The 24,688-nt window shown below is 68.3% G+C and carries 25 protein-coding genes and 1 tRNA gene; 7 read left to right on the top strand and 19 right to left on the bottom strand.

From position 1 onward, the window contains the following. Both ftsE and prfB read right to left on the bottom strand, forming a co-directional pair. Positions 1-930 (bottom strand): cell division ATP-binding protein FtsE (ftsE, locus tag IFT89_RS08255; protein WP_244650655.1); only part of this gene is annotated, 930 nt, incomplete at its 3' end. A 99-nt stretch (positions 931-1,029) separates the two neighbouring features. Next, positions 1,030-2,139 (bottom strand): peptide chain release factor 2, encoded by a 1,110-nt coding sequence (prfB, locus tag IFT89_RS08250; protein WP_079705593.1) that lies wholly within the window; start codon positions 2,137-2,139, stop codon positions 1,030-1,032. Between the two features lie 46 nt (positions 2,140-2,185). Between prfB and IFT89_RS08245 the strand changes: the two genes are divergently transcribed. Together IFT89_RS08245 and IFT89_RS08240 are read left to right on the top strand one after the other, a co-directional pair. Continuing rightward, a complete protein-coding gene (locus IFT89_RS08245) occupies positions 2,186-3,454 on the top strand; it encodes an MFS transporter (protein WP_137241922.1) in 1,269 nt (422 codons plus the stop codon). A gap of 380 nt (positions 3,455-3,834) precedes the next feature. Continuing rightward, positions 3,835-4,593 carry a hypothetical protein gene (locus tag IFT89_RS08240; protein WP_202938710.1) on the top strand — a complete coding sequence of 253 codons (759 nt, stop codon included), beginning with the start codon at positions 3,835-3,837 and terminating at the stop codon, positions 4,591-4,593. Positions 4,594-5,265: 672 nt separating this feature from the next. Here IFT89_RS08240 and IFT89_RS08235 read toward each other — a convergent pair. The 8 genes from IFT89_RS08235 to IFT89_RS08200 form a co-directional block, all read right to left on the bottom strand. Continuing rightward, positions 5,266-6,288 carry a RelA/SpoT domain-containing protein gene (locus tag IFT89_RS08235; RefSeq protein ID WP_202938709.1) on the bottom strand — a complete coding sequence of 341 codons (1,023 nt, stop codon included), beginning with the start codon at positions 6,286-6,288 and terminating at the stop codon, positions 5,266-5,268. A gap of 540 nt (positions 6,289-6,828) precedes the next feature. Next, positions 6,829-7,284 carry a hypothetical protein gene (locus tag IFT89_RS08230; protein WP_202938708.1) on the bottom strand — a complete coding sequence of 152 codons (456 nt, stop codon included), beginning with the start codon at positions 7,282-7,284 and terminating at the stop codon, positions 6,829-6,831. Positions 7,285-7,286: 2 nt separating this feature from the next. Then, positions 7,287-7,775 (bottom strand): TadE family protein, encoded by a 489-nt coding sequence (locus IFT89_RS08225; protein WP_202938707.1) that lies wholly within the window; start codon positions 7,773-7,775, stop codon positions 7,287-7,289. Continuing rightward, positions 7,750-8,175 (bottom strand): TadE/TadG family type IV pilus assembly protein, encoded by a 426-nt coding sequence (locus IFT89_RS08220; protein WP_307783478.1) that lies wholly within the window; start codon positions 8,173-8,175, stop codon positions 7,750-7,752. Before IFT89_RS08220 ends, IFT89_RS08225 begins: the two co-directional genes overlap by 26 nt. Continuing rightward, on the bottom strand, positions 8,159-8,353 hold the full coding sequence (locus tag IFT89_RS08215; protein WP_191940830.1) for a hypothetical protein: 195 nt from the start codon (positions 8,351-8,353) through the stop codon (positions 8,159-8,161). Before IFT89_RS08215 ends, IFT89_RS08220 begins: the two co-directional genes overlap by 17 nt. 13 nt (positions 8,354-8,366) lie before the next feature. After that, entirely contained in the window at positions 8,367-9,305 is a 939-nt protein-coding gene (locus IFT89_RS20535; protein WP_192018174.1) for a type II secretion system F family protein, read from the bottom strand. Further along, positions 9,302-10,171 carry a type II secretion system F family protein gene (locus IFT89_RS08205; RefSeq protein ID WP_159878302.1) on the bottom strand — a complete coding sequence of 290 codons (870 nt, stop codon included), beginning with the start codon at positions 10,169-10,171 and terminating at the stop codon, positions 9,302-9,304. Before IFT89_RS08205 ends, IFT89_RS20535 begins: the two co-directional genes overlap by 4 nt. After that, a complete protein-coding gene (locus IFT89_RS08200; protein WP_159878300.1) occupies positions 10,168-11,397 on the bottom strand; it encodes a CpaF family protein in 1,230 nt (409 codons plus the stop codon). Before IFT89_RS08200 ends, IFT89_RS08205 begins: the two co-directional genes overlap by 4 nt. Before the next feature lie 96 nt (positions 11,398-11,493). Between IFT89_RS08200 and IFT89_RS08195 the strand changes: the two genes are divergently transcribed. Next, the gene (locus IFT89_RS08195; RefSeq protein ID WP_307783477.1) at positions 11,494-11,886 is read left to right on the top strand and encodes a barstar family protein; all 393 of its coding nucleotides are present in this window, start codon (positions 11,494-11,496) and stop codon (positions 11,884-11,886) included. A gap of 39 nt (positions 11,887-11,925) precedes the next feature. On the opposite strand, the gene IFT89_RS08190 is transcribed toward IFT89_RS08195, so the two are convergent. Beyond that, entirely contained in the window at positions 11,926-12,198 is a 273-nt protein-coding gene (locus tag IFT89_RS08190) for a DUF2277 domain-containing protein (RefSeq protein ID WP_202938706.1), read from the bottom strand. A gap of 107 nt (positions 12,199-12,305) precedes the next feature. On the opposite strand from IFT89_RS08190, the gene IFT89_RS08185 reads away from it, so the two are divergent. Further along, a complete protein-coding gene (locus IFT89_RS08185) occupies positions 12,306-13,049 on the top strand; it encodes an NAD(P)H-hydrate epimerase (protein ID WP_192018177.1) in 744 nt (247 codons plus the stop codon). 68 nt (positions 13,050-13,117) lie between these two features. Here the strand turns inward: IFT89_RS08185 and IFT89_RS08180 are convergent, their stop codons facing one another. After that, the gene (locus tag IFT89_RS08180; protein ID WP_202938705.1) at positions 13,118-15,031 is read right to left on the bottom strand and encodes an anthranilate synthase family protein; all 1,914 of its coding nucleotides are present in this window, start codon (positions 15,029-15,031) and stop codon (positions 13,118-13,120) included. A gap of 242 nt (positions 15,032-15,273) precedes the next feature. On the opposite strand from IFT89_RS08180, the gene IFT89_RS08175 reads away from it, so the two are divergent. Both IFT89_RS08175 and IFT89_RS08170 read left to right on the top strand, forming a co-directional pair. Next, a tRNA-Leu gene (locus tag IFT89_RS08175) sits at positions 15,274-15,355 on the top strand. Positions 15,356-15,407: 52 nt separating this feature from the next. Further along, positions 15,408-16,154, top strand: coding sequence for a DedA family protein (locus tag IFT89_RS08170; RefSeq protein WP_064296207.1), 747 nt, complete (start codon positions 15,408-15,410; stop codon positions 16,152-16,154). 55 nt (positions 16,155-16,209) lie between these two features. On the opposite strand, the gene IFT89_RS08165 is transcribed toward IFT89_RS08170, so the two are convergent. From IFT89_RS08165 to murI, 4 genes are all read right to left on the bottom strand, one after another. Next, positions 16,210-17,121: a cation diffusion facilitator family transporter gene (locus IFT89_RS08165; RefSeq protein WP_202938704.1), complete on the bottom strand. Its 912-nt coding sequence runs from the start codon at positions 17,119-17,121 to the stop codon at positions 16,210-16,212. Between the two features lie 77 nt (positions 17,122-17,198). Continuing rightward, positions 17,199-17,834 carry an RdgB/HAM1 family non-canonical purine NTP pyrophosphatase gene (gene rdgB, locus IFT89_RS08160; protein ID WP_202938703.1) on the bottom strand — a complete coding sequence of 212 codons (636 nt, stop codon included), beginning with the start codon at positions 17,832-17,834 and terminating at the stop codon, positions 17,199-17,201. Next, the gene (gene rph / locus IFT89_RS08155; RefSeq protein ID WP_064296204.1) at positions 17,834-18,568 is read right to left on the bottom strand and encodes a ribonuclease PH; all 735 of its coding nucleotides are present in this window, start codon (positions 18,566-18,568) and stop codon (positions 17,834-17,836) included. The genes rdgB and rph overlap by 1 nt, the downstream gene beginning before the upstream one ends. Next, positions 18,561-19,406: a glutamate racemase gene (gene murI / locus IFT89_RS08150; RefSeq protein WP_071260977.1), complete on the bottom strand. Its 846-nt coding sequence runs from the start codon at positions 19,404-19,406 to the stop codon at positions 18,561-18,563. Before murI ends, rph begins: the two co-directional genes overlap by 8 nt. Before the next feature lie 87 nt (positions 19,407-19,493). On the opposite strand from murI, the gene IFT89_RS08145 reads away from it, so the two are divergent. Then, positions 19,494-20,822 carry a nicotinate phosphoribosyltransferase gene (locus IFT89_RS08145; protein WP_202938702.1) on the top strand — a complete coding sequence of 443 codons (1,329 nt, stop codon included), beginning with the start codon at positions 19,494-19,496 and terminating at the stop codon, positions 20,820-20,822. Between the two features lie 43 nt (positions 20,823-20,865). Here IFT89_RS08145 and IFT89_RS08140 read toward each other — a convergent pair whose 3' ends face one another. From IFT89_RS08140 to IFT89_RS20020, 3 genes are all read right to left on the bottom strand, one after another. Further along, positions 20,866-21,141, bottom strand: coding sequence for a DUF3039 domain-containing protein (locus tag IFT89_RS08140; RefSeq protein ID WP_064296346.1), 276 nt, complete (start codon positions 21,139-21,141; stop codon positions 20,866-20,868). A 95-nt stretch (positions 21,142-21,236) separates the two neighbouring features. Further along, positions 21,237-22,808, bottom strand: a complete 1,572-nt coding sequence (locus IFT89_RS08135; protein WP_137241934.1) for a hypothetical protein — start codon at positions 22,806-22,808, stop codon at positions 21,237-21,239. Continuing rightward, complete coding sequence (locus IFT89_RS20020) at positions 22,784-24,568, bottom strand: ATP-binding cassette domain-containing protein (RefSeq protein WP_307783476.1); 1,785 nt, start codon at positions 24,566-24,568, stop codon at positions 22,784-22,786. Before IFT89_RS20020 ends, IFT89_RS08135 begins: the two co-directional genes overlap by 25 nt. Between the last annotated feature and the right edge of the window lie 120 nt (positions 24,569-24,688).

Below are 24,688 nucleotides of genomic sequence, written 5' to 3'. Positions count from 1 at the left end.
GACCGCGGCGGGCGCGGTCGGTGCGGCTGAAGCGGTCGGCGTGGCCGCGGTTGCGGCGACCGCGGCTGCGGCCACGGCACTCGTCGTGGGCTCGGAGCTGGCAGCGACGGATGAGGTCGTGGTCGTCACCGGAACCGAGGAGGTCTCGACAGCGGGTGCGACCGGGGTCGAGGCCGTTGCGGGGGTCGTCTGCGCCGACGGGGCGGCAGCCTTAGAGGATCCTCTGACGAGACCCGGGATGGCCGCGGTCGTGCCGTATCCACCGTGGCGTTCGTCACGGACGATCTGGCCGTCCTGCAGCTCGATCACCCGACGCTGCATCTGGTCGACGAAGCCGGCCTCGTGCGTGGCCATGACGACCGTCGTCCCACCGGCGTTGATGCGCTCCAGCAACTGCATGATGCCGGCGCTGGTGGCGGGGTCGAGGTTACCGGTCGGTTCGTCGGCGAGCAGGATCTGCGGCTTGTTGACGATCGCGCGGGCGATGGCGACGCGCTGCTGCTCACCACCGGACAGCTCGTGCGGCAGGCGCTGCGCCTTGCCGTCGAGTCCGACCATCTTGAGGACGTCGGGGACGGCCTCCTGGACGAAGCCGCGCGACTTGCCGATCACCTGGAGGGTGAAGGCGACGTTCTGGTAGACCGTCTTGCTCGGCAGCAGTCGGAAGTCCTGGAACACGACCCCGAGGCTGCGCCGGAAGTACGGCACCTTGCGGTTCGAGATGGAACCGAGGTCGTGGCCGAGCACATGGATCTTGCCCTTGCTCGGCTTGTCCTCCTTGAGCATCAGGCGGAGGCAGCTCGACTTCCCCGACCCCGAGGCACCGACGAGGAAGATGAACTCTCCCCGCAGGATCTCGAAATCGACGTCGTTGAGCGCGGGACGCGAGGTTCCCGGATACTTCTTGGAGATGTGATCAAACCGAATCATGGCTCCTTGAGCTTAAGGAGCGACCTGCCGATTACGGGCAGGACACGCCCGCGATCCGTACCCTGTACGAGGGCTGGGCGAACACTATGCCGCGCTGCGCTACTCCGGCTTCGACATCGACCGCCAGCGAATGCCCGCGGCGATGAACCCGTCGAGATCGCCGTCGAACACCGCTGCGGGGTTCCCCTGCTCGTGCTCCGTCCGCAGGTCCTTGACCATCTGGTACGGCGCGAGCACGTAGGAGCGCATCTGGTCGCCCCAGCTCGCCGTGATGGTGCCGGCCAGCTCCTTCTTCGTCGCGGCCTCCTGCTCCTTCTGGATGAGGAGGAGTCGCGACTGGAGCACGCGCATGGCCGCGGCGCGGTTCTGGATCTGGCTCTTCTCGTTCTGCATCGAGACGACCGTGCCGGTCGGCAGGTGGGTGATGCGCACGGCGGAGTCGGTGGTGTTGACCGACTGGCCGCCAGGGCCGCTGGACCGGAAGACGTCGACACGGATGTCCGACTCGGGGATCTCGACGATCTCCGTCTCCTCCATGAGCGGGATGACCTCGACGGCGGCGAAGCTCGTCTGACGCTTGCCGGCGGCACCGAAGGGGCTCATGCGCACCAGGCGGTGCGTGCCCGCCTCGACGCTCAACGTGCCGAAGGCGTACGGTGCGTCGACCTCGAAGGTGGCCGACTTGATGCCGGCCTCCTCCGCGTAGCTCGTGTCCATGACGGTGACCGGGTACTTGTGCTGCTCGGCCCACCGCAGGTACATGCGGAACAGCATGTCGGCGAAGTCGGCGGCGTCCACACCGCCGGCACCGGCGCGGATGGTGACGACGGCGGGGCGCGGGTCGTACTCGCCGCTCAGCAGCGTCTGCACCTCGAGGTCGCCGAGCACCTTCTGCAGGCTGATGAGCTCCTGACGGGCCTCTTCGGCCGACTCCTCGTCCTGGGCGTCGGTCGCCAGTTCGATGAGCACCTCGAGGTCGTCGAGCCGGTTCGCGATGCTGGTGATGCGGGCGAGCTCGGACTGACGGTGGCTGAGGGCGCTCGTCACCTTCTGCGCGTTCGTCGTGTCGTCCCAGAGATCCTGGGCACCCGCCTGCTCGCTCAGCGTCGCGATCTCGGCTTCGAGACGGTCGACGTCGACGACGGTGCGGATGTCGTCGAAGGTCGAGCGGAGGGTACTGATCTGTGTGGAGAGGTCCAAGTCAAACATTTGGCTTCAGCCTACCGCGCAGGGCCGCGGGCGTACGATCGAGGGGATGACTTCCGACGAACGCCCGTTCCAGCTGCGCTCCGTGGCCGTCTCGGTCTTCCTCCCCACACTGTTGTTCTCGATCGGTGAAGGCGCCATCATCCCGATCATCCCGGCCGTCGCCGGGAACCTGGGGGCGACGCTCGCCGTCGCCGGCGTCATCTCCTCGCTCATCATGCTCGGCGAACTCGTCGGCGACGTCCCGTCAGGGTGGATCGTCAGTCGGATCGGCGAACGCTTCGCGATGATGTGGGCGGCGCTGCTCGCGGTCGTCGGGGTCGCGACGGCTGCCATCTCCCCCAATCCGTTCGTCCTCGCCGTGGGCATCTTCTGCATCGGGCTCGCGACCGCCGTGTTCGGTCTGGCCCGGCACGCGTTCATGACGACGTACGTGCCGATGCGGTACCGGGCGAGGGCGCTCTCCTCCCTCGGCGGTGTCTTCCGCGCCGGCACGTTCATCGGCCCGTTCCTGGCCGCAGGCGTCATCCACCTCACCGGGACGTCGCAGGCGGCGTTCTGGGTGATGGTCATCTGCTGCGCCGGCTCCGCGGTCACCCTGCTCGTCCTCCCCGACCCGGCGGAGATGTTCGGGCGGCCGCCGTCGACGCGCACCGCCGACGGCGAGGAGCGGACCGAGGGTGAGGAGCTCGCGTCCGAGGAGTCGAGCGGCCTCATCGCGTCGATCCGCGCGCACGGCGCCGTCCTCACCCGGATGGGCACCACCGCCGCACTCGTCGGCGCCCTGCGCTCGTGCCGCGCGGTGCTACTCCCACTGTGGGCCGTGAGCATCGGCGTCTCGGAGACGGACACGGCGCTCATCATCGGCGTCGTCGGCGCGGTGGAGTTCGCCCTCTTCTACGCCAGCGGGCAGGTCATGGACCGCTGGGGGCGGATCTGGACTGCCGTCCCCTCGATGATCGGGCTGGGCTCCGGGTTCATCGTCCTGGCCTTCACGCACGACCTCGATGAGGCACGGGTCTGGTTCATCGCCGTCGCGCTCGTGCTGGCACTGTCCAACGGGCTCGGTAGCGGCATCCTCATGACCCTCGGCTCCGACCTCGCGCCACCGGACCGTCCCGCGCCGTTCCTCGGCGCCTATCGCTTCCTGGGCGACGCGGGCACCGCCGCCGCTCCACTGGCGATGTCCGGGATCACCGCGGCTGCGTCGATCTCCCTCGCCGCCGGCACCATCGGCGGTGTCGGGCTCATCGGCGCGTTCCTCCTCTTCCGGTTCATCCCCCGGTTCATCGATCGCGGCACCCGCCCCTTCCCCTGATCGACTAGTTCTTCCCGTTCCGATTCATTCCACGCTTCATCGATCGCGGCACCGGTCCCATACCCTGTCCATCGGAGCGTCCGTCAACTTGGTGCAGGCAGTGCCAGTCGGAGGAAACTGCGCACATACGCCGTGGCCGCGCCCAGACATTTGACACGCAGGCCGCCGATCCCCTCGAGGACCGCCGGAGCCCCAGACGCATGGAGGCGAGGTAGCAACCTTCTGACATGTCGAAGCAGCAAATGGCGGGCGTACTTGCGGGAACTGACAATACTCCGTACCGAGCGATGCGAGCCGGAGCACAAATCCCTATGGGAACACACGCATTGAATCTGAATCAATTTGGATGAATGCGGCCAGAGACGCAGTAGTATGCTCGCATGCCTGTCGCGGATCCGAACAGACCACTTGATGCTTTTGTTGCTGGTGTCATAGAGATGGAGTCGCGGTATTCAGACACTTATAATGCCGTTTCCGATCACGTCAAGAATCCGCGTCGACTCCAACTCCTGAAAGGCCTTGCCGCCGATTTCGCGTTTCGCCTCGGCTCGGAATGGGAGTTGTTCCAGCACAGATGGCACATCGTGGCTGTCACAGCGTCGCCCGAGAAGTTTATCGATGCGCAGCAAGGCAGTCTCGACGGGGGAATCAGGAAGGCGAACGTCGATCACTTCGTCAAGCTACTGCACGGTGGCCCCCTGATCCTCCCTGCAAGACCGAAGCAATCAGAGGTTGAAGCACTGATCGACCCTCGCGGATTTAATGTGACCTTCGACAGCTGCGAGACGTGGATGACCGAGGCCGCACGAGACCTCGATGCCACTTACGCTGACAAGGTGAGGGGAATTGTTGCGACCAGCCCGGACTCGTGCGTCCTGGACCTCCTAAAAGCTGTCCGCAATGCGCTTGCGCATGGTAGTGGCGGTAGCCTTTCACGGTTAAATGACATGGTCAGGGAGCGCCCAGCAGGCGAGAAAGTCGGACTTACGGGATCAGTAAATGATGGACTCAAGCGCGACGCAAACAAGATTCGTGACGTCGCCGTCTACATCCATGGTCATCCGCCAGGATCCAGTAAGCAGCGTGTCCAGAAGCTCGCTCAACGTGTTCGCGAGATAGCTGAGCAGCTAAGGGTCTAGAGACTAGTCAGTCACTGCGCGAGTGGACCATTCGGGCAAGTCTAAAACACGCCCATAATAAGGCACATAGTTCCAAATATGAGCTCTAACGTTCTCCCAGTCCTATCGGCGGGGATCGCTCCACAGCGCCACAGGCCACAAGCTGCTTCACCAATCCGGCAAGAATGAGCGCCACGGCCACGACGCTCCTCTCGAGATAGCAGGATGACCACGTAGCGTATAAACGCACCAAGGGCAGGCTATGGATCGGTCGATCGGCCTGTGGCTTGCGAATGAGTGCCAAAGGCGCGGTCGACTAGGCACGACGGCTGCCCTTCCCCAGAGTTCTCGCCGCTGTCACAAACACAAACGTCGCGAACCTCGCCGGGAAGGGGAGACCGTCTCGTCGAGCACGAGCCGAACTCAGGCCGTGTTCCATCGGAAGAAGTGCATCGGGCGATTCTGGGACGTCCTCCTGTCCGTCTTGTCCGGTGAATCAAGCTGATCCTCGTGATCGTTCGCGCCATCAATTGAGAGATCGACGCACGAGTCCTGACCGTCGATGCCTACGGACGGATCTTGCTCGCTGCCTCGCCCACCCCGCCGCTGGCGCACGCCAGCTTTGCGCGCCTTCCTCGGAACCAAAATCCAGAGAGACCAAGTCCTGCCTGATTCTGGGGCGGCTCGAAAACCTCAGTCACCGTAGAGCGTGGAGTCCAGAACCTCGACAAATCGCGTGGTGTCTAGGAAGTAATTCGGATACGCGGCCCGCAGGCCCTGAATCGAGCCTGCCGAAACGAGCACGACGTCGACGCCTTCCCCCGCCTCGCTCTCCAAGAGCGCATATGCAGCAGCCGCTTCATCCTGACTTCTGTAGCCCGTGATCGATAGTCGGGAGTCCATCACGTCTAGCGAGAGCGTCACGAATCGAGCCCCTCGAATCTGCGTCTCGCTCTCATGGAGCGTTTGCGCGTAACTGGTCAACCGCTCGATGATGCTCAGCTTCATATCGAGGTAGGTGAGCTCGTTCTTTAAGGCCGCGAGGTCACCCCCTGTCTCTTTCAAAGGTGCCGTGCCCTCGCGTAGCGCGATCACGGAGGCCATGAGCTGAAAGAACCTCAGCCACTCCTTCTCACCCACACTCGACTTCAGCGCTTGGGTTGTAAACAGATCGACCGTCTCGACCGCAGTAGCCCAGGCGTGCTGAAGCTGAGACCGAATCTGCACCTCGATCGTTAGGTTGTTAAACGTCTGTCGGCGGTCACTTCGGTACGAATATACGAGGTGGTGGCCTCGGTAGCCTGATTCCTTGGGCGACGCGATGTAATTATCATGCCGGACCAGCTTGCGCTTGTGTTGCGCGTTGAGAAAGAGATCCACGACCTGATCGACCTCGTCGACACTGCCGAGCACAGCTCGGCATCCGCCGAGATCCTGCATCCGCGCGACGTTCATCTTCGGGAATCGAGCGAGCTTCTTCTGAATCGACGGTAGTCGCTTGATCCTCTGGGCGACAAGAACCTCGGAGTTGACTCGCTGAGCGCGTTCCCGGAGGCTCACAGTCAGCGTGTTCAACGGAAACCCATGCGATGACCTCCAGTTGTTCACTATCGCGACCGCAGCGCGACGCTCTTCCGCGGAGATGGAGGGATCGTTAAGCGCTCTCCCCGCCCGCTCGATAGCGCCTCGTGTGTACTGGGGTTCGCTCCATGCCATGTCGTTAAGGATAGAAGCGACCACTGACACGCGGCCGATTCACTCGGGCCACCTCCGGCACCGGCCGTGCGGCTGATGAACAATGACATCAGTTAAGTCCCAGCCGTCACGAGGCATCTTTCCGTGCCAGGCGTCCGGATCACCGATGCGGATTTTCGCGAGCAGCGACCGTCAGACCGGTAAGTGACACCTCTAGTAGAGGCGCGCCGCCTAGCTGACTGTCGATGTCGACCAGACCATGGATGCGACCGCGAAGATCACAGTGGGCAACGAGCTTGTCCGCTCAGATGTCGTGGCCGCACTAGCATTCGGGTCGGCCGCCCCCTGCCCGCTCGTCGTCGATGAGCCGCGTAGTCATTGACCGCATCCCTCGTCGCAGCGATACACCTCCTGGCGAGTGATCCGCCGTGGTCCCCAAGCCTCACTCAACCGATCGCTCACGCTCGACACATTCCTCTCTACGGGTGTCATAGTCAGTTCCCGGCGCCATTGACCGCGGCACCCGCCCCTTCCCCTGATCATCGGGAGGCCCGTCCGCCGTCACCAGAAGACACTGCGCGCATTCGCGGTCGCCTCGATCCGGAGGCCCTGCGGGACGAACAGCGTCAGCATCGGTGGCCGCCAAGCCGACGCCAGCGAGACCTCCGCGCTCCGACCGTCCGGGGTCCGCGCCGCGACGATCTCGACGCCGGTGAGCGCACCCGCACCGCCGGTGATGAGGTCGTCGCGTGCACTCGAACGGACCGAGTCGTCATCGAGGGCGGGTCGGACGGTGCCGTCGGGCTGGATCGTGACGTCGTCGATGGAGAAGGACTCCGCGGCGGTCGCGGCCAGGCGGTCGGCGAGGTCGAGGAGCCGCTTGTGCTCCACGTACAGGGATGTGGCGGCGCTCCCGACGAGGACCACGGCGAGCGCCACCACGGCGAATCCGATCGTGAGGAGGATGGTGGACCCGTCCTCCTCGCCGACGTCCAGACGTCGGTTCCCGTCCGGCACCCTCATTCCGCCTCGCTGAACCGGTCGTCGAACCGGGAGATCGGTGCCGTGGCGGCGCCGGTCACGGGGACCGCGGCTTGGATGCCGAGGATCTCGGGCAGCAACGGCAGGACGACGAGGATGTCGACGGTGACGGTTACGGCACCGCCGCGCTGCCCGCACGGGAGACCGGCTGGTGCGCAGTCGAGCGTGACGGACGACTGGGACCGGTCGAGCCCGAAGTCGTCGAGCGCGAGTGCGAGCGCGTCCTCGACGCGGTCGCGACCCCTGGCGTCGTCGTCGGCCCGAGCGTAGAGTTTCGCCGCCTGCGCCGCAGCCCCGCCAGCCGCGAGCACTGCGGCCTGCACCTCGGCGAGCGCGACGATGAGATAGACGATCGGCACGAGGAGGACCAGACCGACGGTGATGAACTCGAGGGAGGCCGATCCGTCGTCGTCCAGTGCGGTCGGTCGGTGACGCAGCTCATCACTCGAGCGTCTCGAGGACCGCATGACCCTCCACCTCCAAGACGCCGGGCAGCCCGATCAAGCCCACGATCGGGAGCGGCGCGCGGACGGTCACGGTGACCATGTCGGCTCCGCGATGATCGGCCAGTGTGGCGCTGACGTCACCCGTGTACCCCTCTCCCACGGCGAAGGCGATGAGCTGGCGTGCCCGGTCGGCGCCGTCGAGCAGCTCGGTGTCGGCCAGTGCGCCGAACCGGGCTCCCTCCGCCGCCGCGTCGATGAGCGTGTTCCGGACGTGCAAGGCGAGCGCGAGCTGGACCACGGACATCATCAGGACGGTGAGGATCGCTCCGACGAACACGAACTCGGCGACGGCTGATCCGTCCTCGCCGCGCAGGAGTCGCGTCCGCCATCCGCCGATCTCGGGCTCAGATGCCGGAGACACGGTCGATGGCCTGTTCGAACACCTGCGTGAGCGCCGGGCCGGCGACACCCCAGATGAGGAGGACGAGCCCGGCCGTCATGAGCGTGATGAGGACCCAGCCGGGGACGTCGCCGCGCTCCTCGGTGAAGAGGGAACGACTCCGGCGAAACGCGCGGTCGAGGAAGGAGGGGGAGGACATGTGGAACCTTTCGTCAGAAGCCGGTCCGGAGCACGAAGACTCCGGGGAAGACGGCGATGATGATGGACAGGGGCAGGATGAGGAAGACGAGGGGCACGAGCATCGCGACCTCCTTCTTCCCGGCGGATTCGAGGAGACGGCGTTTGGCGGTGTCGCGTCCGTCGTGTGCGTGATCGAGGAGCACGGCTGCGACCGGTGTGCCGCGTTCGAGCGCACCGAGGATCTGGTCGACGCATCGCGACAGCATCGGCATCGCGAGTCGTGCCTCGAACTGCCGGAGTGCGGTGGCGAACGGGATACCGGTGGAGACGTCCGCCATCACCCGGCGGAACTCCCTACCGAGCTCCCCGCTGGACCCGATGCGCGCCACGCGGTCCATGGCGTCCGTGATCGCTTCGCCCGCCGCGAGACTCAGACTGAGGAACTCGAGCACCGTCGGCAGCTCCTCTTCGATCCGCGCGAGGCGGCGACTGGCGGCGAGCGCCAGCAGTTGGTCGCGGAGGACGATTCCGGCCACCGCCCCGACCGCGGGAAGCGGTGCTGCGAACGGGAGCGGGAGCCGACCGTTGCTGAAGGAGAACACGGCGAGCGCCGCGGCGACCGCGAAGCCGCCGAGCCCCCAGAGGAGTTGCAGCAGTCGGTACCGCTCGAGCGTCGGTCCCCCGGCTTGACCCAATCGACGGATGACGAGTTCCTGATCGGCGCCGACCAGCCCGAGCGACCATCGAACGGCGCGGAGGACCGGGACCAGCAGGGTCCCGAGGACCGGTAGCGGGTCGGTCGAGCGGCGCGCGGCTTGTGAGCGGGCGTCGCTGGAGAGGTCGGCGACATAGGGGGCGATGCGGTCCGCGAGCCGCGGTCGTCCGAGTGCCGGCAGGAGCATCGCGAGCGCCCAGAGGCCGACCCCGAGCACCGCTCCGAGGCTGACGGCCCACGCTCCGTCAGCACTCACCGGAACCACCGTCGTTCGGGCTGGAGGCGTCCGACGCGGAGCATCGCCTGGTAGGCGAGGGCGGAGACCACGACGCCGGCGATGATCAGGACTGCTCCTTCCCGGGAGTTGTAGGCGGCCGAGGCCTCCGGCCGGGACGACAGGAGCAGGAGGATCGCCCATGGTGCTGCGACGCCCAGCCTGGCGGCGTTCACCACCCAGGACTGTCGCGCCTCGGCCTCGGCTCGGATGGCCGACTCCTCGCGCAGCCCCGCGGACAGCGCTCGGAGCACCGCCGGCAGTTCCGTGCCTCCCACGTCGCGGGCCATGCGCACCGTCTCGAGGATGCGGTCCGCGACCGGGTCGGCGAGCGCGGTCTTCAGGTCGTCGATGCCGTCGGCGAAGCGGCCGGCAGCCCGGTAGTCGGCGCTGAACGCGGCGAACGCCGGGCGGAGCGGTGCGGGTCCGACGGTGTCGAGCGCAGCCACCGCATCCGGGAGCGAGAGCCCTGATCGGATCGCGGACAACAGATGGTCCACGACATCCGGCCACAGTCCCCGCTGCAGGCGACGTCGAGAGGTGGCGCGGGCTCGGAGCACGATCACCGGGGCGACGAGTCCGGCGACGGCGACGACGGCACTCAGCGGCAGGACCCGGCAGAGCGCCTGGACCACCGCGCCGGAGACGAGACCGGCGAGGACGGAGACCACGATGGCGGCCGCCCAGTACCGACCGGGCAGACCGGCCAGGATCAGGAGTTCGCGGAGCGCAGCGACCGGCCTCCACCGCTCCAGGGTGTCGCGCAGCGGCTCAGGGTCCGGCCACCACCAGGGTGCGACGGTGAGGAGGAGGCCTGCGGCGAGGACCGCTCCGACGACGAGGCTCATCGCTCGCCGACGGCGAGGATCGATGCGAGCGAGATCCCGGCCGCACGATACTTCGCGTCGTTCAGCGGGAAGCGACCGGTGGCGCGGAGCTCTCCGTCGCGCTGCTCGAAGAGGGTGGAGGCCTCGATCGTGTGGGACTCCCCGCTCCCTCCGACCGCGATGATCTCCGCCACCCGTCGGCGTCCGGACCGGTCGAGCTCGCAGTGCACGACGAGGTCGACACAGGATGCGACGGCCGGGCGCACGAACCCCGAGTCGATGTTCCGGCCCGCCAGCAGTGGCAGCGTGCAGAGCTTCCCGATCGCATCGCGCGCGGAGTTCGCGTGGATACTGCAGAGCCCGGGCAACCCGCTGTTGAGGGCGATCAGGAGGTCGAGGCTCTCCGCCTCCCGGACCTCACCGACGACGATGCGGTCCGGCCGCATCCGGAGCGCCTCCTTGATGAGCCGCCGGAGGGTGATCTCTCCCGTGCCCTCGAGGCTGGCCTGTCGGCATTGCATCGCGACGACGTCGCGGTTGCCCGGCGCGAGCTCAAAGGTCTCCTCGACGGTGACGATGCGGAGGGCTGGGTCCAATGAGGCGATGAGGGCGCCGAGCATCGTGGTCTTGCCGGCCTGCGTCGCTCCCGACACGAGCAGGTTCGCCCCCGCGGTCATGCTCGCGCGCAGGAACTCGGCGGCCTGATAGCTGATCGACCCCGCGGCCACCAGCTGACCGAGATCACGGATCCGCGCGGAGAACTTCCGGATGTTGATGGACATGTGCCGACGCGTGACGTCGGGGATGACGACGTGCAACCGCGAGCCGTCCGGAAGCGACGCGTCGACGAACGGGTTCGCGAGGTCGACCCGTCGACCGGTGGCGCGCAGCATCCGCTCCACGAGATCGCGGACGTCACCCTCGCCGAGGACCACGTCCGTCAGCTCCGACACCCCGCCGCGGGCGACGAACACCTTGGTCGGCTCGTTGATCCAGATCTCCTCGACACTCGGATCGTCGAGCAACGGCTGGATCGCCCCGAACCCCGTCACCGCGGCGAGCACCTCGCTCGTCATCCCGTGCTCATCGTCGATGAGCGGCGTCGTGTCGTTCAGCGCGCGCTCGTTGTAGCGACGCACCTCCTCGCGGGCGATCCGCCCCGCGCCCCCACGCCGACCAGGCTCTCCGAACTCCTCACGCACCCGGTCGCGCACGCGCGCCGTGATGATCTCCGCCGCTGTCCCCATGCCGCCATCCTGACGAACACCGGCCACACCCCGCAGAAGTTATCCACAGCACCACCCACTCGACGCGTCACCAACCGGTCACTAGGCTCGGGGACCGTGCCGACCACCTTCCGCATCGACGGATCCCGCATCCACGACATCTCCTCGTTCTACGAGGTGATGAACGAGCTCGTGATGCAGGACGAGGACTGGGACCTCGGCCCGAGCCTCGACGCCCTCGACGACGTCCTCTACGGCGGGATCGGCTCGCTCCGCGATCTCGACGACGTGCACTTCGTCTGGACGGACCACGACGCGAGCCGCGCCGCTCTCGGCGTCACGGCCACCCGCGCCTGGTTGCAGGAGAAGCTCGAGCAGGGCGCACCGTTCGACACGGCCCGGATCACCGCGCAGCTCGACGACCTCGACGCTGGCCGCGGCAAGACCTACTTCGACCTGCTCCTCGAGGTCTTCGCCGGCCACCCGGACATCCGACTCGAACTCGCCTGACCCGGTCGGGGCCTGGCGGTCGCGCTCAGACGGTCTCACTCACACCGTCGCGAACCGCTTCGCCGAACGCTCCTTCGCCTTCTGCGCCTCGACCTCGCGGTCCTTCGGCGGGGCGGTCGTCACGAGGTCTTCGAGCAGATGGCGGGTGATGTGGGCGATCTCCGCGACCGCTCGATCGAACGCCTCCGCATTCACCTGGGACGGCTTCGTCGACCCGCTGATCTTCCGCACGTACTGGAGCGCCGCGGCCTCGACCTCGTCATCGGTCGCCGCCGGCTCGAAAATGTGGAGGGTGTGGATGTTCCGGCACATGCAGGCATGGTAGCCCCGGCGCACGCCAGAAGCCAGAGGCGATTCGGGAGCTGGCGCCGCGCCGCAACCGCTTGCGGCGGTCGACCCGAGCCGGAAGAGTGGGCGCCATGATCAACGGCTACACCGCAGACCAGGTCCGAGCGGCAGAGGCACCACTCTTGGACGCAGGGGAACCGCTCATGGCGCGAGCCGCCCACGGCCTCGCCGAAGAACTGCGGGCGGTGCTCGCCGATCGCACGGCGGGCGTCGAGGGCGAGGCACCCGAGGTTTGGAAGATCCTGCTGCTCGTCGGCTCAGGCGACAACGGCGGTGACGCCCTCTTCGCGGCGGCGGAGCTCGCCGGCACGACCGGTCCGGACGACGTCCCGCTCGACCTCGTCGTGGCGAGGACCGGTGACCACGCCCACGAGGCGGGCTACGCCGCGGCGGTCGAGGCCGGTGTCCGCTTCCTCATGAACTCCCCCGCCGAACCGGACGACACCGCCGACGAGGCCAAGGGCGCCGCGATCGTCGTCGATGCCGTCTTCGGGATCGGGGCAAGCCGGAACCCCACCCTGCGCGGTGCGCCGAAAGCGATCGTCGAGGCGGTCCTGCCGGTCGTGCAGAACTCCGGCGGACCGACCGTCGTCGCCGTGGACGTCCCGAGCGGCATCGACCCCGACGAGGGAAGCGTCCCCGAGGGTGCTGTCCTGCCGGCGGAGGTCACGGTCACCTTCGGCGCGGTGAAGGCCGGGCTCCTCATCCCACCCGGCTCGGCCTACGCCGGCGACGTCCGCCTCATCGACATCGGTCTCGGACCGCAGCTCGCCGACGTCACGCCGTTCACGACGCTCGACCAGGCGGACGCCTGACGAGCAGCCACGCACGGTTCGCCGCCTGGGCGGTCGGCATCACCGACCGTCCAGGCGGTGCATGACGTTCAGGAGCCGACGGCAGCAGCCGATCGCCCTGATGCGACACCCGCGAGCGCGTGGCCCGCGAGCGAGCCGAGGGTCCGGAGCCCGTCGCGCGACAGCACCGACTCGAGGTGCCCCTGGACCGACGCGAACCCACGACCACGCATCGCGAACACGTCGCCGGACGCCGCATCGGCGGCGATCTCGACCCCACCGACCGGAGCCTCACCCGCCAGCCGTGCGGTGAAGGTGTTGTAGAACCCGATCAGCGACTGCTCACCGAAGAGGTCGAGGTCGAGCTGCAGCCCCTGTCGTGGCGCGTCGAGGCGTTCGATCGGCAGCCCGAGCTGGATCGCCAGCACCTGATGGCTCAAGCAGACGGCGAGCAGCGGCGCTCCGGCGGCGAGACGCGCGGATACGATCTCGTGCATCCGGCGGACCCGCGGGTCGGCGAGGTCGAGCGGGTCGCCTGGACCCGGGCCGGCGACGAGGAGGTCGACGTCCACGAGCGCGTCGGTCACCGCCGACCAGTGCTCCACGCTGACGGTCATCCCGAAGTGGCGCAGCTGGTGGGCGAGCATCGCGGTGAACTCGTCCTCGGCGTCGACGATGACCGCGGTACGGCCCGACAGTGAACCGACGGGCGCCGGGTGCTGCGGCTGCAACCAGAAGGACGCCAACCGCTCGTTCCGCGCTCGGAGCGCGTCCTGCACTCCGGGTTCCGCCGCGAGGTCGACGGTCGGGCCGAGTTCGGCGGGTGCCATGACGCCGAGCGCAGTCAGCACGCCGGCCGCCTTCGCCGCCGTCTCGGCGACCTCCGACTCGGGATCCGAGTGACGGACGAGCGTCGCACCGGCGGGAACGCGGACGAGACCGGCGTCGTCGACGTAGGCGGTACGGATGAGGATCGGTGCGTCGAGTTCGTAGTCGCCGTCGCCCACCGGGGTGAACAGCGCGAGCACGCCGGAGTAGTAGCCGCGCGCGTTCCGCTCATGGCGGGCGATGACCGAACACGCGTTCTGCATGGGCGAGCCGGTGACCGTCGGTGCGAACATCGTCAACCGCAGGACCTCGCGGACGTCGAGTTCGCTCGTCCCGGCGAGCAGGTACTCGGTGTGGGTGAGGCGCGACATCTGCTTGACGTAGGGGCCGAGGATGCGTCCACCGGAGGCACACACCCGGCTCATCATCTTCATCTCCTCGTCGACGACCATGAAGAGCTCTTCCGTCTCCTTGACGTCGCCGAGGAACGCGCGGAAGTCGTCGCCGGTCGCGCCGGAGCGCGGGTGGCGGAAGGTGCCGCTGATGGGGTTCATGGTGACGGTGCGTTCACCGGTCGACGCGTCGCGGGCGACCGCGACGTGGCGCTCGGGCGTCGCACCGGCCATCGAGACGCCCGGCGTGTGCACGGCGAAGGTCCAGTAGGCACCGGTCTCCCCCGACAGGAGCGCCCGCAACCAGGCGAGGACGGCGCGCTCGGCCGGTACCTCGGTCGTCGCGGTGAACTCGCGGCGGATGACGAAGTTGGCGCCCTCGCCGCGTCCGATCTCATCCTCGATGACGCGGCGCACGATCGACGCGTAGTCCTCGTCGGAGACGTCGAACCCGCCGTCGACCAGCGGGACCGCGTCGGCGGGGAGTCGGTCGAGCAGCTCGGCGAGCGTCACCGTCTCGCGCTCGCTCACCACGAGGCAGCGCAGAGGGGCACCGTCGTCCATCGCCGCGAAACCGCGCTCGCGCACCTGGCGGTAGGGCACGAGGGTGAGAACCTCGGGCTGGTGGTCGTCGCCGGCGGATCCGAGCGGGATGTCGGCGAGCGACTCGACGTCGACGACCTCGCCCGTGTAGAGGTCGACGGTGTCGCTGCCGTGTCGGCGGAGCACCGCGAAGGGGAAGTCGGGGCCGGCGTGCAGCACGCGGTGGAGCAGGGTGGTCATGGTGGTGTCCTCAGGCTGGGACCGATCCGACAGGGCCTCCGAACGAGAACGACCGCCCTGTCAGGCGGTCGAGTCGTCGTGTGTGCACGTGCGCGGTCCGCCTAGGAGGCGGGCCACCAGCTCGTTGCACACGTCGTTCGCATGGAGCCGAGCATACACGGGCCGACCCGGGCTCCGCTGGCCGCGGCTCATCCCCGAAGCTCAGGACGTTCCCGACCTCGCTCCCGTAGACTGAGCGGGCCGCGGGAGTGGTGGAATTGGCAGACACGCAGGATTTAGGTTCCTGTGCTTTCGAGCGTGAGGGTTCAAGTCCCTTCTCCCGCACGCGACATCGTCGTACGCCGTTCCATCCCTCCCCCGACAGCAGGAGCTCCGCATGGTCCACACCGCCCTCATTCCCTGGCTCGACCCGGAGGGCATCATCACGGCCGTCGGTCCCTGGGCCCTCGTCGTGGTCTGCGCGATCGTCTTCGCCGAGACCGGCCTCCTCGTCGGATTCCTGCTCCCCGGCGACACCCTGCTCGTCATCACCGGTCTCCTCGCGTTCGGCTCCGCCCGCGTCATCGAGATCGACATCTGGTGGGTCTGCCTCGCGATCGGGTTCTCGGCGTTCCTCGGCGGCGAGGTCGGATACCTCATCGGGCACAAGCTCGGGCCGAAGGTGTTCGAACGCAAGGAGTCCGGCCTCTTCAGCATCAAGAACGTCGAACGGACGAACGCCTTCTTCGAGCGCTTCGGCGCCCTCGCGGTCATCCTGGCGCGCTTCGTCCCGATCGTCCGGACCTTCGCCCCGGTGGCGGCCGGCATCGGCCACATGAACTACAAGAAGTACTCGCTCTACAACCTCATCGGCGCGCTCATCTGGGGCGCCGGGCTCACCTTCTTCGGCTACCTGCTCGGGTACATCCCCCCGGTCGCCACCTTCGTGCAGAACTACATCGACGTCATCCTGATCGGAGCCGTCGTCCTCACCCTCATCCCGACCACCTGGCACTACATCCAGTCGAGCCGGAAGGCGAAGGCGCTGCAGGGCACCATCACCGAGGAGGAGCGTCGGGCTGCGGCTTCGAAGCTCGCCGACCAGGACGTCTTCAAGCGCGACCGCGGGAACGACACGGTCTGATCACCGGTGGCGCCGCTCGCACGAGCGGTCGCGACAGCCGGGCCCGCCCCGCACGTCAGCGGTGGTGGGACTCCTCGTGAGAGGCGTGCTCCTCGGGTTCCAGCTGGAACGTCGAGTGCTCGACGTCGAAGTGGTCGTGGAGGCACGAACCGAGACGGTCGAGCAGCTCCCCCGTGCCACCATCGGCGAACACCTCCTGCTCGACGACGACGTGTGCTGAGAAGACCGGCTGTCCGGACGTGATCTGCCAGACGTGGACGTCGTGAACGGCGACGACGCCGTCGGTGCCGAGCAGGTGGTCCCTGATCTCCTGCACGTCCGTGTCGGACGGTGCGGACTCGCTGAGGACGTGGACGACGTCGCGGAGCAACGACCACGCCCGCGGCACGATCATCGCGGCGATCGCGAGCGACGCGATGGCATCGGCCTGAGCGAAACCCGTCGCCATGATGACCACCGCGGCGATGATCACGGCGATCGAACCGAGGAGGTCGCCGAGGACCTCGAGGTACGCACCGCGCATGTTGATCGACGTGTCACGGCCGCCGCGCAGCACCTGGAGGGCGGCGAGGTTCGCCACGAGACCGATGACGGCGACGATCAACATCGGAAGGCTCTTGACCTCCGCGTCCGCCGGCTCGAGGAGGCGGGACATGCCCTCGATGAGGACCGACACCGCGACGGCGATCAGGATGAGCGCGTTGATGAGCGCTCCGAACACCTCCGCGCGCTGATACCCGAAGGTCTGGCGGTCGGTGGCCGGGCGGGCGGCGACGATCGTGGCGACGAGCGCGATGATCAGCCCGGTGAGGTCGGACAGCATGTGCCCGGCGTCGGCGAGGAGGGACAGCGAACCACTCACCCAGGCGCCGACGAGTTCGACCACGAGGACGGTCGCGATGATGGCGATCGCCACCGCGAGTCTCCTGCGGTTGGCGGTGCCGGCGTGTGCGTGATCGTGACCCATGATGCATCAACCGTAGGAGCTTCCCAGCGCCCGCGGAAGGGTTTATGCCGAGATAGGAATGGTCCTGAGTATCATGCTCAGCTGGCGGTCGACGCGGGCCCCTCGGGCACGAGCCGCTGCAGCACCGGGACGAGCGCCCGGAAGGCGAGTGCGCGGTGGCTCAGCTCGTTCTTCTCAGCCGGTGACAGCTCCGCCGCCGTCCGACGCTCGCCGTCCGGGATGAACGCCGGGTCGTACCCGAAGCCGTTGGTCCCGCTCGGCTCCGTCGCGAGGGCTCCGCGCCAGGTGCCGACGGCGACGTGCTCGAACGGCTCCGTCCCATCGATCCCCGGCGGCACCACGAGGGCGAGGTGGCAGGCGAACCAGGCGGCACGATGCTCCTCGTGCACGTCCCGCAGCTGATCGAGGAGGAGGGCGAGATTCGCGGTCGAGTCGTGCTGCGAGCCGGCCCAGCGCGCCGAGAAGATACCCGGCGATCCACCCAGGATCTCGACGCCGATGCCGGAGTCGTCGGCGAGCGCGATGGAGCCGGTGTGGGCTGCGGCGACCCGCGCCTTGATCAACGCGTTCTCGCTGAAGGTCGTGCCGTCCTCGACGGGCTCCGGGCCGTCGTAGGCGAGGACAGTGATCCCGGGGACGTCGCGGCTGACGAGCCGCTGGAACTCCTCGACCTTGTGCTGGTTGTGCGTCGCGAGGACGATCTCGACGACCATCAGCGTCCGAGGGCCTCGAACTGGATGGCCTTGAGCGACGCAGCGCCACCGACGGCGAGGTCGAGCAGGGAGTCGAGTTCGCGGCGGTCGAACGGGGCGCCCTCGGCCGTCCCCTGCACTTCGACGAACGATCCGCCGCCGGTGACGACGACGTTCATGTCGGTCTCGGCGCGCACATCCTCGACGTAGGCGAGGTCGAGCATGGGCACACCGTCGATGATCCCGACCGAGACGGCCGAGACGCTGTCGGTGAGGGGAGACGCCTTCTGCGAGATGAACTTCTTGCCGCGCGCCCACTCGATCGCGTCGGCGAGGGCGACGTAGGCGCCGGTGATCGCCGCTGTGCGGGTGCCACCGTCCGCCTGCAGGACGTCGCAGTCGATGACGATCGTGTTCTCGCCGAGGGCCTTGGTGTCGATCACGGCGCGGAGGCTCCGACCGATGAGTCGCGAGATCTCGTGGGTACGACCGCCGATCTTGCCCTTGACCGCTTCACGGTCCATCCGCTCGTTGGTGGAACGGGGAAGCATCGCGTACTCCGCGGTGACCCAGCCGCGACCCTTGCCGTTCAGCCAGCGCGGCACGCCATTGGTGAACGAGGCCGTGCAGAGCACCTTCGTCCGGCCGAAGCTGATGAGTGCCGAACCCTCGGCCTGCTCGCTCCAGCCGCGCTCGATCGTGATGGGACGCAGCTGGTCGTTGGTGCGGCCGTCGGCGCGCGCGATGTCACTCATGGATGTGCTCCTCGAACTGGTGGGATGGAAGGTCGATGACGCCGGTCTGGACGAGCGAGACGGTGGAGATCTCCCGGCCCATCAGACGGTTGGCGAGGGCGATGAAGTCGTCGGCACTGCTCCCGGTCGCCTCGTACCGGTGGGTGGCAGGTTCGCTGCTGTCGCGCAGCAGGTCACGGGTGACGAGCACGCGGTAGACGTCGTTCGCCGTCTCGGTGTCGCTCGAGACGAGCGACACCTGCGGACCCATCACGTAGCTGATCGCGCCCTTGAGGAAGGGGTAGTGGGTGCATCCGAGGACGACGGTGTCGACGCCGGCGTGCCGGAGCGGGGCCAGGTACTCCTCCGCGGCCTCGAGGAGGTCGGGGCCGGTCGTGACGCCGGCCTCCACGAACTCCACGAAGCGAGGGCAGGCCTGGCCGAACACCGTCAGCTCGGGATTGACCTCGAAGAGGTCCTGATACGCCCGCGAGTTGATCGTGCCCTCGGTCCCGATGACGCCGATGCGCCCGTTCCTCGTGCTCCGGACCGCGGTCCGCACAGCGGGCTGGATCACCTCGACCACGGGGACCGAGTAGCGTTCGCGTGCATCGCGGAGCATCGCCGCCGATGCGGTGTTGCAGGCGATCACCAGCATCTTCACGCCCTGGTCGACGAGCGAGTCGAGGACCTCGAGCGAGTAGCGCCGCACGTCGGCGATGGGCTTCGGGCCGTAGGGCGAGTGGGCCGTGTCGCCGATGTAGATCACGGACTCGGCGGGGAGCTGGTCGCTGACCGCTCTCGCCACCGTGAGTCCACCGACGCCGGAGTCGAAGATGCCGATGGGTGCGTCGTTCACGATGACCCAGCCTACCGCCCCTGCCGATGGACGTCGCTGACCGACCGATCACCACGTTCCGAGCACGCTCGCGGCTAGGCTGAACGGGTGCACGAGTCCTCAGCTCTCCTCACCGACCGATACGAACTCACGATGCTGGACGCCGCCCTCCACCGCGGCACCGCGGATCGGGAGTGTCTGTTCGAGCTGTTCGCCAGACGCCTCTCCGGCGGCCGCCGCTACGGCGTCGTGGCCGGCACCGGCCGGTTCCTCGAACTGCTCAAGCACTTCCGCTTCGGTGAATCGGAACTCGAGTGGCTGCGCGAAGAGGGCGTCGTCAGCACGACAGCGCTCGACTGGCTCGCCGACTACCGCTTCTCGGGATCGATCTGGGGCTACCGCGAGGGCGAGGCCTTCTTCCCCGGTTCGCCGATCCTGGTCGTGGAGGGCACGTTCGCCGAAGCCGTCATCCTCGAGACCCTGGCGCTCAGCGTGTTCAACTACGACAGCGCCGTCGCCACGGCTGCCGCGCGCATGACCTCAGCGGCGGGCAGCCGCCCCCTGGCCGAGATGGGCTCCCGTCGGACGGGCGAGCGGTCGGCCATCGCCGCAGCCCGGGCAGCGTACATCGCCGGCTTCAGCGCCACCTCGAACCTCGAGGCCGGACGCAGCTGGGGCATCCCGACGATGGGGACGGCCGCGCACTCCTTCACCCTCCTGCACGACTCCGAGGAGGACGCCTTCCGAGCCCAGATCGACACGATGGGCGCCGGGACCACGCTGCTCGTCGACACCTACGACATCGAGGAGGCCGTGCGACTCGGCGTCCGCCTCGCCGGCCCGGAGCTGGGAGCCGTGCGCATCGACTCCGGCGATCTGCCGATCGTCGTCGACCAGGTCCGCCGCCTCCTCGACGAGCTCGGCGCCACGTCGACCCGCATCACCGTCACCAACGACCTCGACGAGCACGCCGTCGCTGCCTTGGCCGCGTCCCCGGTCGACTCCTACGGCGTCGGCACCTCCGTGGTCACCGGCTCCGGATCCCCCGCCATGGGCATGGTCTACAAGCTCGTGGCGCACCGTGACGACCAGGGCGACTGGATCAGCGTCGCGAAGAAGTCGGCCGAGAAGGCGACCGTCGGCGGCCGCAAGACCGCTGCGCGCGCCTACGACCGGCACGGGGTCGCCCGCGAGGAGCGCATCTACCTCGGCGACGGTCCTGCCGGCGAACACGAGGGTGCGGCCGACGCCGCCTCGGAACGCTCCCTGATGGTCCAGCTCGTCGAAGGCGGACTCGTGGACGAGCAGTACCTCGGCGCCGCTGGGACGCGCCAGGCGAGGGAACACCGGGCACAGGCGGTGGGGGAACTGCCACCCCGGGCCGTCAGCCTCACCCGCGGCGACCCCGTGCTCCCGACCGTCTACCTCGAAGGCTGACCGCGGCGACGCGTCTCAGCGTCGGTCGCGGTGCGCTCCAACGTCAGTCGCGGAGGAGCTTCTCGTAGATCTCCTTGCAGGCCGGGCAGATCGGGAACTTCTCGGGGTCGCGACCCGGCGTCCACTTCTTGCCGCAGAGCGCCTTCACCGGCTTGCCGCTCAACGCCGATTCGAGGATCTTCTCCTTCTTGACGTAGTGCGAGAAGCGCTCGTGATCGCCGGGCTCGATGTTCTCGCTCTCGATCAACTCCTCGAGCTCACGATCCATGATCGCCGTGCTCCCACCGTCGGGCGTGCCACCGGGATCGATCGTGCTCATCTGCTGCTTCGTGCTGTCATGCTGCGCCATGGCTCCATGGTACCGCCGGACGGCACCCGGGTCTCCTGCGGGCGGATCCGGTCGCGGGCGGCTGGTCAGTGCGAGCTGGCGAAGCCGACGATCTCGGGGCTGCGGCGGTCGAAGACGCGACCGCCGGCGAAGATCCCGATCACGAGGACCAGGATGCCCGTGCCCGCACCGACCGCGAGAGCCCCGAAGTTCCAGTTCGGCTCACCGGTGAGCCCGAGCACGGCCAACCAGCCGGCGGGAATCGTGAGCAGGACCGTACCGAGCAGGCTCAGGAACTGCGCGGACATGCCGCTGCTGCCCGGCACCTGCGGCTGCTGGAACGGGCTGTCGCCGGGAAGCGACGTCGGGTACGGGAACCGCGCGGACACGAAGCTCGCGATACCGGCACCGCTGAACAACAGGCACGTGCTCACGCCGATCATCGACGGCAGGGCGTCCCAGTCGCCGTAGAACAGGATGCTCAGCGTCGACCCGACCGCGATGAGCGGGATGCCGATGAGGAGCACCGGGAAGAGCCGGCCGATCCGGTCCGATCGTCCGCGGACCCCCGAGGCGACGTGCAGCCAGACCGCGGTCGAATCGAAGGCGAGGTCGTTGTGCAGGAGCCAGCCGAGGAACCAGCACACGACCGGGAGTGGGACGAGAGCGAGGACGTTCATCGGGATGCCGGCGACGAGCATGGGCACGAAGAAGATGAAGGGCGCGATCGGGATGATCACGAGGGAGACGAGGTACCGCGGGTCGCGCAGCCAGTAGGTCATGCTCCGAGCGGCGATGGCGCCGGACGGGGAACCGGGGAGCAGGTCGAACCAGCCCAGACCGGTGCTGTCGCGGCCCGTCCCGAGGCGCTCCGGCGTCACGAGCAGTCGGGCGACGAACGCCTGCCAGGCGAACCAGAGCAGGGCGATGGTCGCCGCGGTGAGCAGCAGCTTGACGATCGCCGGCGCGATGCCGCCGAGTGCGGCATCACCGGGGAACGACCAGACGGCGCCGAGCGGGGTCCAACTGAGGATGTCAGCGACCCGGCCGAGGACGGCGAATCCGTCGCGCTGCCAGTCCACGGTGGTGAGGGCGATGATCGCCGGGGCCACGGCGATGATGAGTACCAGCCCGAGGACACCCATGACCTCCTTGGCGCGACGCGTCGAAAGGAGGCTCGCGGAGATTGAAGTGGCGATCCGGGCCAGGAGCGCGCAGAGCAGCACGCCGAGTACCGCGGAGACCACGGCGAGGACGGCGGGCAGCGGCGACCGCGACCAGGTGACCACCGACGAGGCCGCGAGGACGGCGAGGACGAGCGACGGCACCGACACGAGCGCTGTCACGAGTAGGCCGGCCGACAGGGTGCGGTTGGGCAGCCCGAAGAGCGAGAACGCCCGAGGATCCAGCTGATCGTCGACACCGAAGACGAGCGGAAGGATGATGAACCCCAGGACGACGGCCGATCCGGCCAGCACGAGCAGGTTGCGGGTGACCTCCGGATCGCCACCGCGCAGCGCGACGAGACCGGTGCTCGCGAGCACGACGATCCACACGCCGACCGCGATCGCGAGGACGAGCCCGACCAGTCGCCAGGGGCTGCGGCGGAACGCGTTGAGCGTCAGCTGCAGTTTCAGTCGGAGAAGCTGTGCAACCATTCCATTCCCTCTGCCGACTTGCGGCCCCCGGCGAGCTCGACGAACCGCTCCTCGAGCGTGCCCGTTCCGCGCACCTCGTCGACGGACCCGGCGGCCAGCACCTTGCCCTGCACGATGATGGCCACGTGATCGCACACGCGCTGAATGAAGTCCATACCGTGGCTCGAGAGCACGACGGTTCCGCCGTTGGCGACGTACCGCTGGAGGATCTCGATGACGTTCGCCGCGGAGACCGGGTCGACCGACTCGAACGGCTCGTCGAGGATGAGGAGCCGCGGCGAGTGGATGAGTGCGGCTGCCAGCGCGATCTTCTTCGTCATGCCCGCCGAGTAGTCGGAGACGAGACGACCGAGCGCGTCGTCGAGACCGAAGGCACGAGCCAGATCGGCGGTCCGCGACTTGACGGTCGCGGGGTCGAGCCCCCGCAGGACACCGGAGTAGTACAGGAGCTGGCTGCCGGTCAGGCGGTCGAAGAGCCGCAGCCGGTCGGGCAGCACACCGATCGCCCGCTTGGCCTCGGCGGGATCCTGCCAGACGTCGACGCCCTGGACGGTGATCGACCCTGCGTCGGGACGGAGGAGACCCGTGACCATGGACAGCGTGGTGGTCTTGCCGGCGCCGTTGGGCCCGACGATGCCGTAGAAGGAGCCACGGCGGACCTCGAGGTCGACGCCGTCGACCGCGACCGTGTCGCCGAACTGCTTGACGAGTCCCGAGATCGACAGGACGACGGGATGGGCACCGTCGTCGGCGGCGGCCTCGGTGCGCTGCGCCGTCGTCGCCTCGGGCGAGGAGGTGGCGGCGGACGGCGGGGTCGCCGCGGGACGACCGACAGGACGCTTGGGGGCTGCCGCCGGAGCGACGACCTCCTCCTGCGGAGGCACCACCGACACGGACGCCGACGGTGCCGGCGTCGTCTGCGGAGCCGTGTCGTCCGCAGCCTGCTCGGCGGTGGACGAAGCGCTCGCCGGGGTCGCGGTCTGCGTGTCGTCGGGCCGAGGCTCGTCGACCACGATCCGGTCGGCGACCTCGGGGGACGGCTGCTCGGACGGGGCCGACGTCGTCGCCCGGTCGACCGATCCCGGTGCGCTGACCTCGTCGAGGACGCCGGCGATCGCGGCTGCCGTCTGTTCGGTCTGCTTCGCGGCGCTGGTGCGCGCCGGTGTGCGCTTGGCCGGCGTCCGGGCCGTCGTGGACTTCGTCGTCGAGGTCCGAGCGGTGGTCGTCTTGGCGCCTGCGGCCTTGGTCGCCGGCTTCGCGGCTGCGGGGCGCGCCGTCGTCGACCTGGGCGTCTTCGGGGCGGTGGTCGTCTCGGCCGACTCAGTGCCCTCCGCACCACCGGCTGTAGCTGCCGACTTCGCGGGCGTGCGCTTCGCGGCGGTGGTGCGCGCCGTCGTCGACTTGGTGGCCGTGGTCTTCGCCGTCGAGGTCCGAGCGGTCGTCGAGCGTGCCGTGGTCGTCTTGGGCGCCGGCGTGGTCGCGTCCCCGGACTCGCCCGAGGTCTCGTTCGCCGACGTGGTGCGGGTGCGGGGCGTGCTCGGCCGCTTCGCCGGGGCCTTCGCCGTTCCGGAAGCCCGAGGCGTCGTCGAGCGGGGTGCGCGCTTCGGTGCCGTCGGCGTCGCAGCGCCCTGATCGTCGGAAGCGGTCGTCGGCGCAGGTGCACCAGCGGCGTCGGCGGGGTTCGGCGTGCCCGGACTCGTCGACGTGCCGTCGGCAGGCGCGGGCTGCTGAGCGGGATCTGGCGGAGTCGTGGAAGTCACCAAGCAAACCTACCAACAGCGGCGGCCGCAGCGGACAGCGGAGTCTCAGGATGAACGGTTGACACATCTCCCCCAAGCTGTGTAAACGCCGGGTGGTCGATCACAAAACGACAACGGACC

The sequence above is a fragment of the Plantibacter sp. CFBP 13570 genome (genome assembly GCF_014841395.1).
Lineage (GTDB): Bacteria > Actinomycetota > Actinomycetes > Actinomycetales > Microbacteriaceae > Plantibacter > Plantibacter auratus.
Note: the sequence above shows the minus strand (reverse complement) of the source record. Positions and strands in the feature narration are given on the sequence as shown.

Coding starts and splice junctions, on each gene's coding strand:
- IFT89_RS08140 (WP_064296346.1), bottom strand. CDS start 21,141: ATGAGCACGATCGATCCCGGTGGCACGCCCGACGGTGGGAGCACGGCG.
- IFT89_RS08245 (WP_137241922.1), top strand. CDS start 2,186: ATGACTTCCGACGAACGCCCGTTCCAGCTGCGCTCCGTGGCCGTCTCG.
- IFT89_RS08225 (WP_202938707.1), bottom strand. CDS start 7,775: ATGCGGTCCTCGAGACGCTCGAGTGATGAGCTGCGTCACCGACCGACC.
- IFT89_RS08135 (WP_137241934.1), bottom strand. CDS start 22,808: ATGGTTGCACAGCTTCTCCGACTGAAACTGCAGCTGACGCTCAACGCG.
- IFT89_RS08180 (WP_202938705.1), bottom strand. CDS start 15,031: ATGACCACCCTGCTCCACCGCGTGCTGCACGCCGGCCCCGACTTCCCC.
- IFT89_RS08200 (WP_159878300.1), bottom strand. CDS start 11,397: ATGGGGACAGCGGCGGAGATCATCACGGCGCGCGTGCGCGACCGGGTG.
- rph (WP_064296204.1), bottom strand. CDS start 18,568: ATGAGTGACATCGCGCGCGCCGACGGCCGCACCAACGACCAGCTGCGT.
- IFT89_RS08190 (WP_202938706.1), bottom strand. CDS start 12,198: ATGTGCCGGAACATCCACACCCTCCACATTTTCGAGCCGGCGGCGACC.
- IFT89_RS08185 (WP_192018177.1), top strand. CDS start 12,306: ATGATCAACGGCTACACCGCAGACCAGGTCCGAGCGGCAGAGGCACCA.
- IFT89_RS08235 (WP_202938709.1), bottom strand. CDS start 6,288: ATGGCATGGAGCGAACCCCAGTACACACGAGGCGCTATCGAGCGGGCG.
- prfB (WP_079705593.1), bottom strand. CDS start 2,139: ATGTTTGACTTGGACCTCTCCACACAGATCAGTACCCTCCGCTCGACC.
- IFT89_RS08240 (WP_202938710.1), top strand. CDS start 3,835: ATGCCTGTCGCGGATCCGAACAGACCACTTGATGCTTTTGTTGCTGGT.
- rdgB (WP_202938703.1), bottom strand. CDS start 17,834: ATGGTCGTCGAGATCGTCCTCGCGACGCACAACCAGCACAAGGTCGAG.
- IFT89_RS08170 (WP_064296207.1), top strand. CDS start 15,408: ATGGTCCACACCGCCCTCATTCCCTGGCTCGACCCGGAGGGCATCATC.
- IFT89_RS08165 (WP_202938704.1), bottom strand. CDS start 17,121: ATGGGTCACGATCACGCACACGCCGGCACCGCCAACCGCAGGAGACTC.
- IFT89_RS08205 (WP_159878302.1), bottom strand. CDS start 10,171: ATGAGCCTCGTCGTCGGAGCGGTCCTCGCCGCAGGCCTCCTCCTCACC.
- IFT89_RS08215 (WP_191940830.1), bottom strand. CDS start 8,353: ATGTCCTCCCCCTCCTTCCTCGACCGCGCGTTTCGCCGGAGTCGTTCC.